Origin of the sequence: Mesorhizobium sp. Cs1299R1N1, assembly GCF_037179655.1 — a bacterium.
Taxonomy (GTDB): Bacteria; Pseudomonadota; Alphaproteobacteria; order Rhizobiales; family Rhizobiaceae; genus Mesorhizobium; species Mesorhizobium salmacidum.
On sequence record NZ_JAPYKR010000014.1, the window covers coordinates 125339 to 144152 of the forward strand.

Here is an 18814-nt window from a genome sequence, read left to right on the forward strand (position 1 = left end):
GGATGCGGGCGGTAGGGGAAGTCCCTTACCGCCCTGCTTGCGACCTGGCATATCCAGCCACCCCGTTTTCCGTCAGTTCCCAGAGTGCAAGCGACTGGTCGAGATGTTCGGCCCGCCAGGCAAGCAGCCTTTCGGCGAATTCCAGCCGGGTGGAACGGTGTGCCGGACTGCTGGCGAGGTTCTTCAGTTCGCCAGGGTCGTCCTCCATGTCGAAAAGCAGGGGCGGCAAGCCGCCGCCAAAATGCACATATTTGAATTTCTGTGTGCGGATGACAGCGAGGTTGCACTGGCGCGAGGTAATGCCGAAGTGCTGTTCGGCTTCACCGTCCGCGACCGAGCGGAAGTCGAACTCCCAGTGCGCGGCGTCGCGCCAGACGGCTGGAGTTCCACCGCTCAAGAAGGGTTTCAGCGAGCACCCGTCAAGATGCGGCTCGGGAGCCACGCCGAGCAGGTCGATGAGCGTAGGCAAAATGTCCACCGCCTCGGTGAAGCGATCGATCGTGCTGGCGGCGGCCTTACGGTGGCGTGGATCGCGGATGACCAGCGGGATATGGTAGCTGCCGTCGAAATAGCCGCCCTTGCCCAGCATGAAATGGTCGCCCATCATTTCGGCGTGGTCGGAGGTGAGCACGATAATGGTGTTGTCCCACGCGCCTTCGGTCTTCAGTGCTTGCCATAGGCGGCCGAGCTGCGCGTCGACCTCCGAGATCATGCCGTAATAGATTGCCCGGATACGGCGGAAATCGTCCTCGCTCCAGTCGTGTACCTTGCCCGTGGCGCCGGGGCGGAACTTCGCGCGTTCTTGCCGGCCAAGATCATAGGCGATGTAGGGGTGGCCCTGAGCTTCGGCACGCCAACTTTCCGCGCGGTGAAAAGCGGGGCCGTCCCCCGGATCGTATTGGAAGTTGTACGGTTCCGGCACGATGAAGGGCGGATGCGGGCTGATAAAGGAAAGATGCGCAAACCATGGCGTGGCTTCCTCTTGCTCGCTCAGCCAGCGGATGAATTCGCCGGCGAGGAAGGCCGTTGGCGTCTGATCCTTCGAGTAGATGGGTGGCGCCTCAGTCACCGCGCCGTCCGCCTCGCCAACGGGACGATGGATATCAGGACTTCCAGCGCTGGCATCGATGCCCTGCTGCTTCAGCCAGGACAACCACTGCTTCTGATGTTCGGGCAGCAATTGGCGCACAGTGAAGCCGGGCAGCACGCCTTCGTAGCTGTGCAACCGCGGATCGGCCGGTGCAAGCTGGCGCGGATCGAGCGACACATCGGTATAGCCGAACAAGGTTGGATCGTAACCGACGCTGCGCGCGGCAAGCGCAATATTGCCGTGGCGGGCATCGAGCGGTGTGCCGTTGCGACATACACGGTTGTTCATCTGGTAGAGGCCCGTGTAGAGGCAGGCACGCGCGGGCGAGCACGGAGCCGCACCACCGTAATGGCGCTTGAACAGCACACCTTCGGCGGCCAGGGCATCGGCATTCGGTGTCTTCACCTGGGCATGGCCGGCAGCCGACAGGCAGTCGCCGCGCCACTGGTCGCAAGTGATGAGGAGGACATTCGGCCGCCTGCCTTTTCCAGTCACTTGCGCTACCCCTTCCCAGTATATTCGAATGCGCACATGGAACCGATTTCCATCAACCGCGCAAGACCAGGCTGTTGGCTGGATGGTGAACAAGCGCGTTCTCATTGTTCACTTTTGAAGCACAGTCCATTCTGTGTTTGCCGCCTTTGCCACAATCGATCGCGTCCTCATATTGGCGTGGACAGCGGCGAGGCCGCACCAGCACCAAGGGAAGGAGCAAAGACCATGCTCGACCAGATCAAGGGCCTGCATCACGTCACCTCGATGGCCAGGGATGCACGGCAGAACAATGATTTCTTCACCCACAAGCTCGGCCTGCGCCGGGTCAAGAAGACGGTCAATTTCGATGCGCCCGACGTCTACCATCTCTACTATGCCGACGAGGTCGGAACGCCGGGTTCGGTGATGACCTATTTCCCCTTTCCCAATATCGGCAAAGGCCGCCATGGCGTCGGCGAAGTCGGCACCACGGTCTACTCCGTGCCGGAAGGCACGCTCGCCTATTGGGAAAAACGCTTCACCGACGAAGGCGTAACCAATGTCGCCCGCGAGGACAGCTTTGGCGAGAAGCGGCTCGGATTTGCCGGCCCGGACGGCGATGGCTTTGCCCTCGTCGAGGACAAGGCCGACAGCAGAGCGCCCTGGGTGAAGGGCGGCATTGCCGCGGACGAGGCGATCCGCGGCTTTCACTCGGTTTCGCTCAGGCTGAAGGATGGCGGCGCCACCGAGGAGCTGTTGAAGTTCATGGGCTACGAGGAGGTCGACAAGTCAGGCAATGTCAGGCGGCTCGCCATCAGGAACGGCAACGGCGCCGATGTCGTCGACATCGAAGCGCTGCCGACTGCCCCTTTCGCCGATCTCGGCGCGGGCTCCGTCCATCATGTCGCCTTCTCCGTCGAGAACCGCGCCAAGCAGCTCGAAGTGCGAAAAGCGCTGATGGATACAGGCTACGGCGTGACGCCGGTGATCGACCGCGACTATTTCTGGGCGATCTATTTCCGCACGCCAGGCGGCGTGCTGTTCGAAGTCGCCACCAACGAGCCGGGCTTCGACCGTGATGAGGACACCGCCCATCTCGGCGAGGCGCTGAAGCTGCCCACCCAGCATCAGCACCTGCGGCCCTATCTCGAACAGCATCTGCAGAAGCTGGAGGGCTGAGACGATGAGCAAGGACGCTTTCATCCACAAGGTGCTGCCCGGTTCGCCGGGCGGTCCGCTGCTCTTCGTCTTCCATGGCACGGGCGGCGACGAGAGCCAGCTTGTTTCGCTGGGGCGTGATCTCGCGCCCCAGGCCACCATCATCTCGCCGCGCGGCGATGTTTCCGAACAAGGTGCGGCGCGTTTCTTCCGCCGCACCGGCGAGGGCGTCTACGACATGGACGACCTGGCGCGGGCGACGGGCAAGATGGCTGAATTCGTCAAGGCCCATGTCGAGGCTGCGACGCCGTCGGCCGTGCTGGGCCTCGGCTATTCCAACGGCGCCAACATCCTGGCCTCGCTGGTGTTCGAAGCCCCTGACCTGTTCGACGCTTCGGTGCTGATGCATCCGCTGATCCCGTTCGAACCGGAGGTGAAAGGCAGCCTTGCCGGCCGTCACATCCTGGTGACCGCCGGCAGGCGCGATCCGATCTGCCCGCCGAACCTGACGGCGCGGCTGGAAGCCTATTTGCGTGCCGATGGCGCCGATGTCACAGTGGAGTGGCACGACGGCGGGCACGAGGTGCGGCCAAACGAAATCGAGGCGGCGCGGCGGCTTTTTGCCGGTGTCGCCCAAGGAGTGTAGAGATGCCCGATCAACTGCCAGAGATCGAACTTGAAGATCGCGGATCCAAGGGCCGCTACTTCCTGCGCGGCCCCGGCGGCGCCGAGGCCGAGATGACCTTCACCAAGATCGGCGAGCACCAGCTCATCATCGACCACACCGAAGTGCCGGACGCCTTTCGCGGCCAGGGCGCCGGGCTTCGGCTCGTCACCCGCGCCGTCGAGGACGCGCGGGCAGCGGGCAAGAAGATCATCCCGCTCTGCCCGTTCGCCAACGCCCAGTTCCGCCGCCATCCGGAATGGGCCGACGTGCTGAAGCAATAGGTCGGACAGGCTTTGTCATTTGCGCGGGTAGCACATCGTGCCTAAGTGGGTATGATATATCGCTCCCGCGCCGATGAACGAACCGAATGACCCCCTATGACAGACTCCGACCTCGTCCCCGTCTTCGACGGCCATAACGACACGCTGCTGAGGCTCTATCAGTCCAAGGACAGCGACGTCGAAAAGCTGTTCATCGACGGGAAATCGGGCGGCCATATCGACCTGCCGCGTGCGAGGGCCGGCGGATTCGCCGGCGGCATGTTCGCCATCTTCCCGCCGCCGGTCGAGAAAGCGCGGCGCAGCGCCGTGCCTTCGGCGCCGAGCGACAGCGAGCCGCTGCCGCCCGAGGTTCCGCGCGCCGATGCGCTCAACTCGACGATCGCCATGGCGTCCATCCTGTTCCGGCTTGAGCGCGCCGGCGCATTGGCGATCTGCCGCAGTGCCGGCGACGTGCGCAACGCCATGGCACAAGGCACGATTGCCGCGGTGTTCCACATCGAGGGCGTCGAGGCGATCGATCCCGAACTCACCATGCTCGACGTTCTACATGCCGCGGGCCTGCGTTCGCTCGGCATCGTCTGGAGCCGGCCGAATGCGTTCGGTAATGGCGTGCCGTTCCGCTTTCCGTCCTCGCCCGACACCGGACCTGGCCTGACCGATGCCGGCAAGGCGCTGGTCAAGGCCTGCAATGAGCTGAAGATCATGATCGACCTCTCGCATCTCAACGAGAAGGGCTTTCGCGATGTTGCAGCACTTAGCGATGCGCCGCTGGTCGCCACCCACTCCAACGTGCACGCGATCTGCGGCCATTCGCGCAATCTGACGGACTGGCAGCTCGGGGCGATCCGCGAGTCCGGCGGCATGGTCGGCCTCAACTTCGCCACCGGCTTCCTGCGCGAGGACGGCCGCATGAATGCCGACACCAGCCTCGACATTATGGTGCGCCATATCGATTCCCTGCTGCAGGCTTTGGGCGAGGACGGCGTCGGTCTCGGCTCGGATTTCGACGGCGCCATGATCCCGGCCGTCATCGGCGACGTCGCTGGCCTGCCGAAACTCATCGATGCGCTGGCGGCGCGCGGTTTCGGCCGCGCACTGATCGAAAAGATCGCCTACCGCAACTGGCTCAGCATGCTGGAAAGAACGATAGGTTAGAGTGGCTTATTCGAAGCCCATGCGCTTCAGCCAATCCTTGCCGACGCCACGATCCCTGATGATCGGCAGCGGATTTTCGGCATCGAGCCGCGCGCAGATGCGGTAGACTTCGAGCGTCTCGGCGCTCATCTCGCCCTGCTTGTAGAAGAACATGGCGGCAGCATAGCGCGTGCGGCCCGACCATTTCTCGCCGAGCGGTGTGTTGACCAGCTCCCACTGCTCGGCGGCTTCGCCTTCTTCCTGGTGCTTGCCCGCTTCCTCGGTCATGGTCAGAAATCCGATGGCGGGTTGGCGGTGCGGCGGTCGAGCTTTATGAAGGGTCGCGCCACGACCTTGGCCCGTTTCATCAGCTTCTGGTACTGCAGCTCGCGCATGGCGTAGATCTCGACCCAGAGGTCCTCCACGACTGTATCACCATAGGGCCGCGCCAGCGAGGCGATGGCGATGTTGCGCTTGGCCATCGGCGACCACATGGCGGCGCTGACCAGGCCGACGTCCCTTGACTTCTTGTGGTAGACGATCGCGTGTTCGGCCGGGATGTTGCCCTCGATCTCCAGCCCGACCACGACATGGCGAAGCTTGCGTTTCGCCCTCGCTTCGAGGATGGCACGACGGCCGTTGAAATGGCCCTTTTCCAGATCGATCATGAAGCCGAGCCCGATCTCGTCGGGCATGCGCAGGCGGTCGGCGCGGATGGCGTGTTCGGCGGTGGTGAAATCGGCGTTGGCGACGATCAGCCCTGCTTCGAGCCTAGCTCGATTAAGCGCGGTGTAGCCGATGGCGCGGATGCCGCGAAGTTCGCCCGCGGCCATCAACCGATCCCATAGGCTGAGCGCCTTGTCGGCGGGCACGAACAGCTCGTAGCCGAGATCACCGGTAAAGCCGGTGCGTGAAATGATGACCGTGCCGTCGTCGTGCGGGAACTCGGCAAGGTCGAATATCTTCAGCTTCTCGACACCGGCGAAACCGGCATCGCGCAGCACGGCGAAGGCGGTTGGGCCCTGCAAGGCGAGCCCGGCGACGGCCTCCGTTTCTTCCTCGACAATGACGTCGAAGCCAAGGGCACTGTCCAGCAGCCACGGCAGATGCCGCTCCTGCGAACACAGCCGGAAGCGTGTCGGCGACAAGCGAAAAAGCGTACCATCGTCCAGGACAAAACCTTCGTCGTCACACCACGCGGTGTATTGAACGCGGCCCGGCCTGAGTCTGGTGACATCGCGCAAGGTGACGCGGTCGAGGAAGGCTTCGGCATCCGGTCCCTCGATCCGGTATTTGGTCATCGGCGAGATGTCGAACAGTGCTGCCTGGCTGCGGATGGCGAAGTATTCGAGCTCCTCGTCCCAAAGCGAATGCGGCGCGCGGTAGCCGGCCCAATTGTACCAGTCCTGGGTCTTGGCTAGGGCGTCGATACGCGGTTGGAACGGCGTGCCAATGCGCAGCGTGCGGAAGTGGGATTGCGCCAGGGTGCGGACCGCGTTGTCGAGCTGACTGGTCATGGCAGCGTTCCTTCGCAGTGGAAGGCGGCGTTGATTAGCTGAAGCATCAAATCACCCTTTCATCGCTATGATGTGCCGTGCGGCGTTCAAGCCGGGCGCACCCGAAACACCACCACCGGGATGCGAACCCGCACCGGCCAGGAACAGCCCGTCGAGCGGCGTGTCGTAGCCCGACCGGCCGGAGACGGGGCGCGAGATCAGCATCTGATCGGCCTGCAGTTCACCATGGTGCCAGTGGCCGCCCGGCATGCGGAAGCGCTTCTCGATGTCGGCAGGGGTGAGCAGTTCGGCCTGAACCACGGTCTTGCCTATGCCAGGTGCGTAGGCTTCCAACTGAGCCATGATAGCCTCGAGGAATTTCGGCTTGACGGCATCCCAGCCTACCTTCAGTGCATAAGGCGCATATTGCACCACGGCCGACAAGACGCAGGCGCCGCCTGGCGCGAGCGATGGGTCCGCAAGGCTGGGCAAGGTGATTTCCATCACCGGCTCGGGCGAGAATTCGCCATATTTGGATGGATTGAAGGCACGCTCGACATGATCTGGGGAGGGCGCAATGATCAGCCGCCCCTTGCTGCCGGCAACATCGACCCCGGAAAATTGCGGCGACCGGTCGAGCGCCAAATGGAGCTTGGCGGCATCGCCCTTCATGCGGATATTTCTGACCTTGCGCATGAAGCCGGTGTCGATCCCGCGCGGCCCGACAAGATCGAGGAAGGTGGTCGCCGGATTGATGGCGGAGACGATCGTCCTGGCGCGAAGCTCCTCGCTATTGTCGAGTACGACGCCGACGGCGCGGCCTTTCTCGACAATGATCCTTGCGACGGGCACCGACGTGCGGATCGTGACGCCAGCCTTTTCGGCGGCAGCGCGGAGGGCGGCGACCACCGCGCCCATGCCGCCCTGGGGCAGTATTTGCGCTCCGGCCGCACCGCCGATCTCTCCGGCCAGACGGTAATAGAGGCCGAGCAGCGAGGTCGGCGAGCGCGGGCCAAGATGGCTGCCGAGCGTGGCATCGAAGGCGAGCAGGCCTTTCAGCCTGTCGTCGGCGAGCTGCTCGTCAAGCAGGTCGGCGACGTTCATCAAAAGCACGCGCAGGAAGTCGCGCATGTCTTCCTTGCCGAGCTTCTTCAGCGCCAGCGCTGTCTGGCCAAGTGCCGCGCCTTCGAACAGCGACATGCCGCCGAGATCGGGCGGGCGTCGAGAGAGAAAGGGCTTCAGGATGCCTGCGTAGCGCAGCAGTTGCGCGCGCAATTCCTTCCAGGCGGACTGTTCCGACGAACTGGCGCCGGTCAGCACCTCGCCATAGGCGCCATGCAGGACAAGCGGTGGTCCATCTTTCGACAAAGCGACCGACGGGGCAAAGTCGGCGCGAGCGATTTGCAGCCCGTGTTTTTCCAGCTCCAGCGTCTTCACCACATCGGGATGCAGCCGGTTCAGCACATGCGCGACCGACGAGATGCGAAAGCCGGGCGCGAATTCCTCGGTGCGCGCGGCGCCGCCGAGATCGGCTCCGGCTTCCAGCACCAGCGCCTTGCGGCCGGCCTTTGCCAGCGTGGCGGCGGCGACAAGCCCGTTGTGACCGCCTCCAATGACAAGCACATCCCATTTTGGCGCATCAAATGACGTCATGGGCCGGGCTCATATGCGAGGTGGACTTTGCGAGATCGCGCAGGATTTCGGCTGCGGCGTTGCGTCCGGGCGCACCCATGACGCCGCCGCCGGGATGGGTCGAGGAACCGCACATATAGAGCCCACTGAGCGGTGAACGATACTGCGCGTAGCCCGGCACCGGGCGGTTGAACAGCAATTGGTCGAAGGTGAGTTCGCCCTGAAAGATGTTGCCTTCGGTGAGGCCGACCTCGGCTTCGATCTCGCGCGGCGTGCGCACCTCCATATGGACGATGCGCTCGCGGAAACCCGGCGAATACTCAGCGATCTGCGCGACCACGCTTTCGGCAAAACCGTCGCGATCGGCGTCCGTCCACTCGCGACCAGCGATCTTGGGCGGCGCGTACTGCACGAAGCAGCTCATGAAATGCTTGCCAGGCGGCGCCATGGTCGGGTCGAGCGTCGTCGGGATGACCATGTCGAGGAAGGGATCGGCGGACCAGCGGCCGGCCTTCCAGTCGTCATAGGCGCGCTCCATGCGCTCCATCGAATCGGTGAAATGCATGTCGCCGCGGTAGACCGGCGAGTCCTTCGGCAGCGCGGGAAATTCCGGCAGCGAATCGAGTGCGATGTTGACTTTGCCTGAGGAGCCCCGGATCTTGAAATTCTTGACCCGGCGCAGGAAGATGTCGGGCAGTTCCTTCTCCTCGACCAGCTTCAGGAAGGTGCGCTTCACGTCGGCATTGGAGACGACCAGCTTGCCGTAAATCTCCTCGCCGCCGGCCAGAACGACGCCTTTCGCCTTGCCTCTGTTTACCAGCACGTGGTCGACCTCGGCGCCGGTGCGGATGGTTCCACCCGAGGCCTTGAAGGAAGCGGCCAGTGCCTTGGTGACCGCGCCCATGCCGCCGCGCGCATAGCCCCAGGCACCGACCGAACCGTCGACCTCGCCCATATAGTGGTGCAGCAGGACGTAAGCCGTGCCGGGCGACATCGGCCCGAGTGCCGTGCCAATGATGCCGGACAGCGCGAAGTTCGCCTTGATGACATCGGTCTCGAAATATTCGTCGAGGAAGTCCGCGATGGACATGGTCCAGAAGCGCAGGGTCAGCGCCATTTCCCCGGCGGAGAGACCGGCGAATTTCTTGCCGAGAAAGAGCAGTTCGCCGAGATCGCGCGGACGCAGGCTGGTCGGATCTGGCGCCGTGCGCATCAGCAGCGGCTGGATGAAGCGGCACTGTCGCGTCACGTCGCGGGAATAGCGGTCATAGGCCTCGGCATCCCTTTTGGAGAAGCGGGCGAATTCGCGCCGGTGCGCGTCGTGGTCGCGGTAGTTGGCGAGATAGTCGCCATCCCGGGTGAAGACCGCGCCGCCTTCATAGGAAATCACCTGCAGGCCGAAGCGCGGCAGCTCGAGATCACGCATGATCTCGGGCCGGAACAGCGAGCAGACATAAGAGCAGTTGGAATAGAGGAAGCCCGGCGTCAGCTCGCGGCTGGTGGCGGCACCGCCGACCCAGTCGTTCTTCTCCACCACCAGTACGTCAAGACCGGCGCGCTGCAGGTAACAGGCGTTGACCAGGCCGTTGTGTCCGCCGCCGATGATGATCGCGTCCCAAGCTTTCATTTTGGCCCAGTTCTCATCTGCGACCCTTCATTTTCGCGTGATCTGTTCCCGAATACGTGGAATTTGGCATGGTGTCAGCCATTCTGTCCAGCCATTCTGAATGAATGTTCAACAAATGATGTTGCGTTTTTCCAGACATGGATTACGCTTTGCCGGGCGTTCGAAACAGGCATTCGTCGGGACCGAGGGCTGATGATCGAAACGGCGGAGGCCGAGCCGGAATATGACGATGCCGCCATCCGCTCTTCGAGGCGCTATGGGGTTGAAGGGATCGCTATTCGGCCATTGCTGTCGTGGTCGGTCGGCCTATGTCGACAACATTCGAACCCGGGAAGCCATGCAGAAGGTGCTTGACAGTGGCGGGCACCGTCCCACTCATCTTCGCGGGTGGAAGCCGGATGCAAAGGGATAGCCGGCGATGCTGGAGACCATCATACGCATGAAGACGGCAGACGCCAGGGACGCGCTCCTTGAACCCGTACGGAAGGCTGAATCCGAAAAGCGCGGGCGCAAGGCCTCTAAGGAGATCAGGCAACTTCAGCTTATCGAGGCGACGATCGATTCGCTGGCCAAGCGCGGCTATTCGGAAACGACGATGGCCGATGTCGCCGATGGCGCCGGTCTGTCGCGCGGCATCGTCAATTTCCATTTCGAGAGCAAGGAAAAGCTGCTCATCGCGACCTTGCAGTACATGTATGACGAATACTCGGCGCATTGGCGAAATGCGCTGCAGAAGGCAGGCGACGATCCTGCCGACCAGCTCCAGGCGCTGGTCGCGGCCGATTTCGACCGCTCGATCTGCAACAAGCGCAAGCTTGCCGCCTGGTGCGCCTTCTGGGGCGAGGCCAAATCGAGGCCGACCTACCAGGCGCTGAGCAGCGCGCGGGATGCCGTTTACCAGAATATTTTCATCGACCTCTGCACGGCGCTCAAGCAAGGCGGCGGCTATGCCTACGAGCCGCAGGTCATGGCGCTGGCTCTAAGCGCCATGCTGGAAGGCTTGTGGCTGCGGTTGATGATGGGCACCGAGGACACGACCCGCGAGACGGCCTTGCAGGCAGCCAATGAATTCCTGTCGGCGGCCTTCCCGAAACACTACCCACGGAAGGCGGCCGGCCCAACGAAATCATAAGAAAACCACAGAGGATGGAGCAGCAATGAAGACACTGACAAGACGCCTGACAATGACGGTCGCACTGGCCGGTGCACTGGCGGCTTCCGCCGCCGCCCTGGCGATCGCCGCCGACAAGGATCTTATCGTGTTCGACTGGTCCGGCTACGAGGCCCCGGGCTTCCACCCGAAATACGTCGAGAAGAACGGCGATTCGCCGACCTTCGCCTTCTTCGGCGATGAGGACGAGGCGTTCGAGAAGGTCCGTTCCGGCTTCAAGGCCGACCTTGGCCATCCCTGCTCGCAAAGCGTGGTGAAGTGGCGCGAGGCTGGCCTGCTGCAGCCGCTCGACACCTCTAGGATCACGGGCTGGAAGGACCTCAATCCCGGCATCATGGCGATGAAGAATCTCGCCACGACCGATGACGGAAAAGCCTGGTTCATGCCCTGGGACTGGGGCAACACGCAGCTTACCTACAATTCCTCCAAGATCGACGAGAAGGACGTGCAGTCGCTGAAAGCGTTCGCCGATCCGAAGTTCAAGGGCCGGGTCTCGATCGGCGACAATGTCGACGATGCCTATGCGCTGGCGAGCCTCGCCATCGGCGTGAAGGACTGGACCAAGATGACCGACGACCAGTTCAAGCAGGCCTCCGACTTCCTGCGCCAGGTACACAAGAACGTGCGCTCCTACTGGACCGACACCACCGACGTCGTCCAGCTTCTGAGCGGCGGCGAGGTCGATCTCGCCTGGGCCTGGAACGATGCGACCGTGCAGTCGGTCGCCGCCGGCGTGCCGATCAAGTCGAAGAAGGACACGGCGGAAGGCATCTCGACCTGGGTCTGCGGCTATGTGCTGTTCAAGGACTCACCCGGCAATACCGACAAGGCCTATGATTATCTCAACGCAGTCAACGATCCGGAGATCGCCAAGGTGCTGGTCAAGGATTGGGGCTACGGCCAGGCCAATGCCAAGGGCATGGCCGGCGTCGATCAGGCCGTCCTGAAGGAAAAGGGCTATGACGACGTGCAGAAATTCGTCGACAAGACGCTGTTCCAGCAGCCGCTGCCGTCCGATCTCAAGCTCAAGATGATCGCCGAGTTCGAGAAGATCAAAGCGGGCTATTAAAACCTTTGCCTGGCGGACCCGTCCGTGCGCCGGCAGGAGCGGTCGATGGGCTCGCCAAAGCGCTTGAATTTGCCTAACCTCGCTCTCGGCATCTTTCGCGATGGGGGAGTTTTTCGCACCATGAATTCCGTGCTTCGCCGCCTTGTCATCGCCGCCGCCTGCACGTTCGGTGCCGGCGCGGTTTACGCGCTCGCCGAGGGCGGCGGCGACCTCGTCGTGTTCGACTGGTCGGGCTATGAGGACCCGCTGCTACACCCGGCGTACACGACCAAATATGGCGCCGAGCCGACCTTTGCTTTCTTCGGCGACGAGGACGAGGCGTTCGAGAAGATGCGGGCGGGTTTCAAGGCCGATATCGCGCATCCCTGCTCGCAAAGCGTGGTGAAGTGGCGCGAAGCCGGCATGCTGCAGCCGCTCGACACGTCCAGGATAGAAGGCTGGAAGGATCTCAATCCCGGTATCATGGCGATGAAGGATCTCGCCGTCACCGCCGACGGCAAGGCCTGGTTCATGCCATTCGACTGGGGCAACACCTCGCTGCTCTACCGCACCGACAAGGTGACGGCCGAACAGGCGCAGTCGCTCAAGATTTTCGCCGATCCGCGGTTCAAGGGCCGCGTCACCATCGGCGACAATGTTGATGACGCCTATGCCTTGGCGAGCTTGGTCATCGGTCTCAAGGACTGGACCAAGATGACCGACGACCAGTTCAAGCAGGCGTCCGCTTTCCTACGCGACGTGCACAAGAACATCCGTTTCTACTGGACCGACGACACCGACCTCAACCAGGCCTTTATCGGCAACGAGGTCGATCTCGTCTGGGGCTGGAACGAGACCTTCGTGACGCTGAAGGGACAGGGCCTGCCGATCGCCATGAACCGAGAGACCAAGGAAGGGATTTCGACCTGGGTATGCGGCTATGTGCTGATGAAGGATGCGCCAGGCAAGCTCGACGAGGCCTATGATTTCCTCAGCGCCGTCAACGCGCCCGGCGTGTCGGACTATTTGGTCAAGACCTTCGGCTACGGCCACGGCAATGGCGCCGGGATGGCTGAAATCGACCACAAGGTGCTGGCCGACCGCGGCTTCGACAATCTCGACAAGTTCCTCGACAAGACCCTGTTCCAGCAGCCGGTGCCGCCGGAGCTGAAGAAGCGCATGATCGACGAGTTCGAGAAGATCAAGGCTGGGTATTGAACGACAAGATCGAAAGAACCGACGTCGTCATCGTCGGCGCCGGCTTCACCGGCCTATCGGCCGCGATTGAATTGAAGCGCGCCGGCGTCGACTTCGTGCTTGTGGAGGCCCGCGATCGTGTCGGCGGCCGCGTCGAGACCGTGCGAAATGGACTTGGCGAGCGCATCGACAGCGGCGGCCAGTTCCTGTGCGAGGACATGCCGCAGCTGATGGAACTGGCCCGGGCTCGCGGCAAGACCTTCGTCGAGACTTACGTCGAGGGTGATTTCATCACCCACCCGTCAATGTCGGTCGACCAGGCCGAGCGGACCTATCACGCCTCCATGGCAATCCGCGAACGCATGAACAGGATCGAGCCCAACGATCCTGCCATTGCGGGATTGACCGTTGCCGGGTGGCTGGAGACGCAGGATGACGCGGGCGAGGCCAAGGCGGCCTTCCGGTCGATGATCGAAGGCCTGTGGTGCCTGGCATTGGAGAAGGTGCCACTGTGGTATCTCATCGACAATGACCGGCGCATCACCAACGAGGTGCCGGAGCTGCAATATTCCCTGCGCGAGACCATGCAGTCGGTGGCCGATGATCTGGCTAGGGACCTCGGCGGCCGTGTGAGGCTGGGTGAACCGGTGACCCACATCGAATACGATCAGTCAGGGGTTCGTGTTGTGTCGAGCAATGGCGTGGTCGAAGCGCGCGAAGTTCTGGTCGCCGTGCCGCCGGCGACAGCCGCGAAGCTCGATTTTACGCCAGCCTTGCCAGCAGCCCTGGAAACGGCGCTCGGCGCCTGGGAAAGCGGCGCGGTGATCAAGATCCTGCTGCGCTATCCCAAGCCATTCTGGCGCGAACGGAATTTGAGCGGGATGGTGATGTGGCGGGATCTGCCAGGGCTGTTTGCCTGCGACGCCAGCAGGGATTCCGAGCATGCGGCGCTAGTCGTCTTCATTGGCGGGCCGCTGGCGCTGCGCTGGCACGAACTCGGCGAGGCGGACCTGCGGGCGCAGGTGACGACGAGGCTTGTGGAGGCTCTCGGTTCCGAGGCTGCCGATAGTCTCGATTTCAACCGCCGCGACTGGACGCATGATGGCTGGAGCGGCGGTGCCTATAGCGACCTGATCGTCGATGTGACGGCGAGGGATGCCGAGCGCACCATTCTTGCCGGTGCGCCGCCGGTGCATTTCGCTTCGTCGGAACTGTCGCCGTCATTCCCGGGCTATGTCGAAGGCGCGATCGTGGCCGGGCGCATCGCGGCGCGCAGGATCATCGCCGATGTTCAGTCGGCCATCGCGACCAGGGCTTCGGGATCGTAGGCGAGGCGGATGGAGGTGCCGACCGGGATATCATCGGCACCGAAATCGTTGGTCTCGGTCACCGACAGCGGCTTTTCCAGTCCGGGGATCTCGACGATCAGATGGGTGATCTCGCCGAAATAGTGGCGCTCGACCACCTTGCCGCCGACCTCGAACTTGGCTGTCGCATTGTCCCATAGCACGCGCAGGCGCTCCGGCCTGATGCCGAGCGTGGCGCCGCCGCCGTTGCGCACGAAAGCCTTGGGCTTGTCGGTCTTGATGCGGCCGAAACCCAGCGTGTCGACGATCAGCGAGGCGCCGTTCTCCTCGACGATCTCGGCCTTGACGAAGTTCATGCCGCCAAGGAAGTCCGCGACCTGGCGGTTGACCGGGCGCTGGTAGATTTCCTTCGGCGAGGCGACCTGGGCGATCTTGCCGCCGAACATCACGGCGATGCGGTCGGACATGGCGAGCGCCTCGTACTGGTCGTGGGTGACCAATACGAAGGTGATGCCGACGGCCTGCTGCAGGCGGCGCAGTTCGACCTGCATCTGCTCGCGCAGCTTCTTGTCGAGCGCCGAGAGCGGCTCGTCGAGTAAAAGCACCTTGGGCCGCATCACCAGGGCGCGGGCAAGCGCGACGCGCTGGCGCTGGCCGCCGGAAAGCTCCGTGGCAAGCCGTTTGCCGAGGCCGGTGAGCGAGACCTGCGCCAACGCTTCCTCGACGCGGCGCTTCTCCTCGCCGCCCCGCAGCTTCAGCCGCTTCAGTCCGTAGGCGACGTTCTGCTCGACATTGAGGTGCGGGAAGATCGCATAGCTCTGGAACACCATGTTGGTCGGCCGGCGGTTGGCCGGGATGCCTTCCATGGACTGGCCGCCAACCGCGATCGAACCGCTGGTCGGATTGTCGAACCCGGCGATCATGCGCAAAAGCGTGGTCTTGCCGCAGCCGGACGGACCAAGCAGCGAGAAGAACTCGCCTTCCCTGATGGTCAGGGAGGCGTCGTCCAAGGCCTTGAACGCTCCGTAGCTGCGGGTGACGTTGCGGATCTCGATCATCGGTCTTTCGGATTGGATCCTGTCCGCGTGAATGCGCTCGATCCGCGGCTGCTCAGGCATAGAGGCCTCCCTCGTTCTGGGTGCGTCTGGCCGCGCGGCGACGCAGGATTTCGGCGATTGTCATCAGCAGGAAGGAGGCGACCAAGAGCAGCGTGCCCAGCGCCAGCACGCCGGGCAGTTTCGAGGCGAAACGCAACTGGCCCCAGATGTAGATCGGCAGCGTCGCCTCGGTGCCGGTGAGGAAGAAGGCGATGATGAATTCATCCAGAGAGATGGTGAAGCAGACCAGCAGGCTGGAAATGATCGCCGGAGCCACCATCGGCAACGTCACGCGCCGGAAAGTGCCGAAGGCGCTCTCGCCGAGATCGGCGGAGGCTTCCTCGAGGCTGCGGTCGAAACCTTCGAAGCCGGAGGTCAGCACTGTCATCGAATAGGGAATGCAGATCAGCACGTGGCCGAGCACGACGGTGAACAGCGACAGGCTCAAGCCAAGCTGCAGCATCACCAGCAGCATGGAGATGGCAACGATCACTTCGGGCAGCACAAGCGGCGCCATGATCAGGCCATTGATGGCGCGGCGGCCGGGATAGCGGTAGCGGGTGATCGAGCGGGCGGCGAGGATACCGAGTACGGTGGAGAGGATGGCCGCCGAGACGCCGACGATCAGGCTGTTCCAGGCGGCGTCGAGCAGCGCCGGTGTGCGCGGCAGGTCCTCGTACCATTGCAGAGTGAAGCCGGTCAGCGGGAATTTCGGCGTCGCCGCCGTGTTGATCGAGAAGATCGGCAGGAAGATGACGGGCAGATACAGGAAGACGATATAGAGGAACGCGTAGGCGGACAGCCAGCCGCCCGGCAGGAAGCGCCGCGCCCTCATCGCGCCATCCTTTGCAAAGTGCGGATGATCAGCACCGTGGCGCCGGCCATCAGGGAGACGATCAGCATGGTGGTGACGGAAAGTGCGGCACCGAGCGGCCAGTTGGCTGCCTTGCCGAACTGTGCCTGGATGGCGTTGGCGATCATAACGCCGTCCTTGCCGCCGACGAGCTTTGGCGTGACGTAGTCGCCGACCGTCGGGATCATGACGATCAGCGCCGCGGAAATGATGCCAGGCGCCGACAGCGGCAAGGTCACGCGCAGGAACGAGCGCAAGGGGCCATCGCCAAGATCGGTGGCCGCTTCGACCAGCGTGCGGTCGACCTTCTCCAGGGACACGAAGATCGGCAGAATGGCGAAGGCCGCCCAGGCATGGGTAAGGGTGATGATGACGGCGCTCGAATTGTAGAGCAGGGCTGTCGACGGTTCGTCGATGATGCCCAGACCCATCAGGCCGGAATTCAAGACGCCGTTATAGCCCAGGATGACCTTCCACGACATCACGCGCAAGAGATAGCTGGTCCAGAACGGGATGGTGATGAGGAACAGCCACACGCTCTTGTGACGGCCGCCGTGGAAGGAAATGAAGTAAGCGATCGGGTAGGCGAGGATGACGGTGAACAGGCTGACCGTCAGCGAGATATAGAGCGAGCGCCATAACAGATCGCGGTAGATCGGCTCGGTCAGCGCGACGCGGTAATTTTCCAGCGTGAAGGTGCGGTCGATGGTCAGGTAGTGCTGTGTCCAGAAGGAGTGGGCGATGACCACCAGGATCGGCAGGACCAGCAGGATGAGCGCGTAGAGCAAGGTCGGGCTGATCAGGGCAAAGCCCTGTACGGGCTCGGATTGCAGAAGGGCATTTCGTCTGGCCCGCGTCATGCGCAACGGGGGCGACCCTTCCGCAGCCACCGTCATTGGAGCGCTCCGGGTGTGATCTCGGTTGCTGGCCTGGACTGTCCCGCCATACGGCATCCCATTGGGCTGGTGCCGGCTTTTGTTCCCCTTGCCGGCTTTCTTTCATCATGCGCGCATCCGCGGATTGAAATCAAGCGCCATTTCTGCAATGTTGATTGAACGGACATTCAAAATCGTGTGAGCGGAGCGATGATTTCGGCCATAGCGAACCGGATTGATGCCCGGGAGAATTCGGTGATGTGGAGGCGATGATGGCGGCGGTGAGAGATCTGAAGGCAGGCGAAACGGCTGGCCCTGGCGACGACGATGCAGTCGAGCTGGCCAAGCGTCATCTCATCCAACCCTGGCCTTATGCCGGTTCCGTCGGTTCGGAGGCGCGTGCGCTGATCGGCGAGGGCGATGGCATCTATATCACCGACAACACCGGCAAGCGGCTCATCGACGGCCCGGCCGGCATGTGGTGCGTCAATGTCGGCCATCGTCGCGAAGAACTCGCCAGGGTGATGTACGACCAGGCGATGGCGCTGTCCTACAACACGCCCTGGTACACGATGAACGCGCCATCGGCGGAGCTTGCCAAACGTATCGCCGGCCATGCCCCAGGCGACCTCAGCCATGTCTTCTACACCACGGGCGGCTCATCCGCGGTCGAGACGGCGTTGCGCTTCATGCAGTTCTACAACAATGTACGTGGCCGGCCGGAAAAGAAGCTGATCCTGAGCCGTGGCGGCGCCTACCATGGCTCGACCTATCTTTCGGCCTCGCTCAATGGCCGCCCGCGCGATCGCGACTGGATGGACGGCGCCGACGAGCTGGTGGTCAAGCTCTCCTCGCCCGACCCGTTCCGGCGTCCGCAAGGCATCAGCATTGCCGCCTTCACCGATTTCCTCGTCGACCAGTTCCGCGACACGGTCGCGCGCGTCGGAGCCGACAGAATAGGCGCGTTCGTCGGCGAACCGGTGCAGGCGTCCGGCGGCGTCGTCGTGCCGCCCGACGGCTATCTCAAGCGCATCCGCGAGATCTGCCGTGACAACGACATTCTCTATGTTTCCGACGAGGTGGTGACGGGCTTCGGCCGGCTTGGCCATGTCTTTGCCTCCGGCGACGTCTTCGGCATCGACCCCGACATGATCACCTTTGCCAAGGGCGTCACCTCAGGCTATTTCCCGCTGGGCGGCGTCATCATCTCGGAACGGCTGCTGGAAGAGCTGCGCCGCTCGAACCATCCCGACGCGATGTTCGGCCACGGGCTGACCTACACCAGCCATCCCGTCGGCTGCGCGGTGGCCTTGAAGAACCTCGACCTGCTGGAGGAAAGCGTGCTTGCCCACGCGCAGGCGGTCGCCCCCTATTTCCAGGCGCAGCTGAAGACGCTGGAAGAGCTGCCGCTGGTCGGCGAAGTGCGCGGCGTGGGGCTGATGGGTTGTGTCGAATGCGTCGCCGACCGCGAAAGCAAGGATCCGCTGCAACTCGACAAGAATGTCGGAAAACGCATCGACGCCCACTGCCATGAGCTTGGCCTGCTGGTGCGGCCACTGATCAACATGTGCGTGATGTCGCCGCCGCTCATCATCACGCGCGAGCAGATCGACGACATGGTCGGCATCCTGCGCGAAGGCATTTCGCGCACCATGGACGATCTCAGGAAAGAGGGTGTCTGGCGGGGGTGATAGCCAATCTCCCTCT

Annotated in this window: 17 protein-coding genes; 9 read left to right on the plus strand and 8 right to left on the minus strand. The window is 63.0% G+C overall.

Going from position 1 to position 18814, the window contains the following annotated elements; all coding sequences use genetic code 11:
• Positions 1-25: 25 nt before the first annotated feature.
• The gene (locus O7A70_RS27155) at positions 26-1585 is read right to left on the minus strand and encodes an alkaline phosphatase family protein (protein ID WP_337143102.1); all 1560 of its coding nucleotides are present in this window, start codon (positions 1583-1585) and stop codon (positions 26-28) included.
• Between the two features lie 225 nt (positions 1586-1810).
• On the opposite strand from O7A70_RS27155, the gene O7A70_RS27160 reads away from it, so the two are divergent.
• From O7A70_RS27160 to O7A70_RS27175, 4 genes are all read left to right on the plus strand, one after another.
• Positions 1811-2743 (plus strand): VOC family protein, encoded by a 933-nt coding sequence (locus O7A70_RS27160; protein WP_337143104.1) that lies wholly within the window; start codon positions 1811-1813, stop codon positions 2741-2743.
• A 4-nt stretch (positions 2744-2747) separates the two neighbouring features.
• A complete protein-coding gene (locus O7A70_RS27165; RefSeq protein ID WP_337143105.1) occupies positions 2748-3368 on the plus strand; it encodes an alpha/beta hydrolase in 621 nt (206 codons plus the stop codon).
• Positions 3369-3370: 2 nt separating this feature from the next.
• Positions 3371-3670 (plus strand): GNAT family N-acetyltransferase, encoded by a 300-nt coding sequence (locus O7A70_RS27170; protein WP_006200562.1) that lies wholly within the window; start codon positions 3371-3373, stop codon positions 3668-3670.
• 96 nt (positions 3671-3766) lie between these two features.
• Positions 3767-4825: a dipeptidase gene (locus O7A70_RS27175; protein WP_140509769.1), complete on the plus strand. Its 1059-nt coding sequence runs from the start codon at positions 3767-3769 to the stop codon at positions 4823-4825.
• Between the two features lie 6 nt (positions 4826-4831).
• Here O7A70_RS27175 and O7A70_RS27180 read toward each other — a convergent pair whose 3' ends face one another.
• The 4 genes from O7A70_RS27180 to O7A70_RS27195 are packed head-to-tail and all read right to left on the minus strand — an operon-like array spanning position 4832 to position 9559.
• Entirely contained in the window at positions 4832-5092 is a 261-nt protein-coding gene (locus O7A70_RS27180; protein ID WP_027141923.1) for a hypothetical protein, read from the minus strand.
• A 2-nt stretch (positions 5093-5094) separates the two neighbouring features.
• Positions 5095-6321, minus strand: a complete 1227-nt coding sequence (locus tag O7A70_RS27185; protein WP_337143106.1) for an aminomethyltransferase family protein — start codon at positions 6319-6321, stop codon at positions 5095-5097.
• 51 nt (positions 6322-6372) lie between these two features.
• A complete protein-coding gene (locus tag O7A70_RS27190) occupies positions 6373-7953 on the minus strand; it encodes a phytoene desaturase family protein (RefSeq protein ID WP_337143107.1) in 1581 nt (526 codons plus the stop codon).
• A complete protein-coding gene (locus tag O7A70_RS27195) occupies positions 7940-9559 on the minus strand; it encodes a phytoene desaturase family protein (RefSeq protein WP_337143108.1) in 1620 nt (539 codons plus the stop codon). Before O7A70_RS27195 ends, O7A70_RS27190 begins: the two co-directional genes overlap by 14 nt.
• Before the next feature lie 418 nt (positions 9560-9977).
• Between O7A70_RS27195 and betI the strand changes: the two genes are divergently transcribed.
• From betI to O7A70_RS27215, 4 genes are all read left to right on the plus strand, one after another.
• Complete coding sequence (gene betI, locus O7A70_RS27200; RefSeq protein ID WP_337143109.1) at positions 9978-10691, plus strand: transcriptional regulator BetI; 714 nt, start codon at positions 9978-9980, stop codon at positions 10689-10691.
• 25 nt (positions 10692-10716) lie between these two features.
• Positions 10717-11799 (plus strand): ABC transporter substrate-binding protein, encoded by a 1083-nt coding sequence (locus O7A70_RS27205; protein WP_337143110.1) that lies wholly within the window; start codon positions 10717-10719, stop codon positions 11797-11799.
• A gap of 120 nt (positions 11800-11919) precedes the next feature.
• On the plus strand, positions 11920-12996 hold the full coding sequence (locus tag O7A70_RS27210) for an extracellular solute-binding protein (protein ID WP_337105782.1): 1077 nt from the start codon (positions 11920-11922) through the stop codon (positions 12994-12996).
• On the plus strand, positions 12993-14303 hold the full coding sequence (locus O7A70_RS27215) for a flavin monoamine oxidase family protein (protein WP_337143111.1): 1311 nt from the start codon (positions 12993-12995) through the stop codon (positions 14301-14303). Before O7A70_RS27210 ends, O7A70_RS27215 begins: the two co-directional genes overlap by 4 nt.
• On the opposite strand, the gene O7A70_RS27220 is transcribed toward O7A70_RS27215, so the two are convergent.
• Genes O7A70_RS27220 through O7A70_RS27230 form a run of 3 tightly spaced genes read right to left on the minus strand, consistent with a single transcriptional unit; the run spans position 14267 to position 17128 of the window.
• Positions 14267-15340 carry an ABC transporter ATP-binding protein gene (locus O7A70_RS27220; protein ID WP_337143140.1) on the minus strand — a complete coding sequence of 358 codons (1074 nt, stop codon included), beginning with the start codon at positions 15338-15340 and terminating at the stop codon, positions 14267-14269. The genes O7A70_RS27215 and O7A70_RS27220 overlap by 37 nt on opposite strands.
• 52 nt (positions 15341-15392) lie before the next feature.
• Positions 15393-16214, minus strand: coding sequence for an ABC transporter permease (locus O7A70_RS27225; RefSeq protein ID WP_337143112.1), 822 nt, complete (start codon positions 16212-16214; stop codon positions 15393-15395).
• Positions 16211-17128 carry an ABC transporter permease gene (locus tag O7A70_RS27230; protein ID WP_337143113.1) on the minus strand — a complete coding sequence of 306 codons (918 nt, stop codon included), beginning with the start codon at positions 17126-17128 and terminating at the stop codon, positions 16211-16213. Before O7A70_RS27230 ends, O7A70_RS27225 begins: the two co-directional genes overlap by 4 nt.
• A gap of 251 nt (positions 17129-17379) precedes the next feature.
• Between O7A70_RS27230 and O7A70_RS27235 the strand changes: the two genes are divergently transcribed.
• Entirely contained in the window at positions 17380-18798 is a 1419-nt protein-coding gene (locus tag O7A70_RS27235; RefSeq protein ID WP_337143114.1) for an aminotransferase, read from the plus strand.
• The last annotated feature ends 16 nt before the right edge of the window (positions 18799-18814 follow it).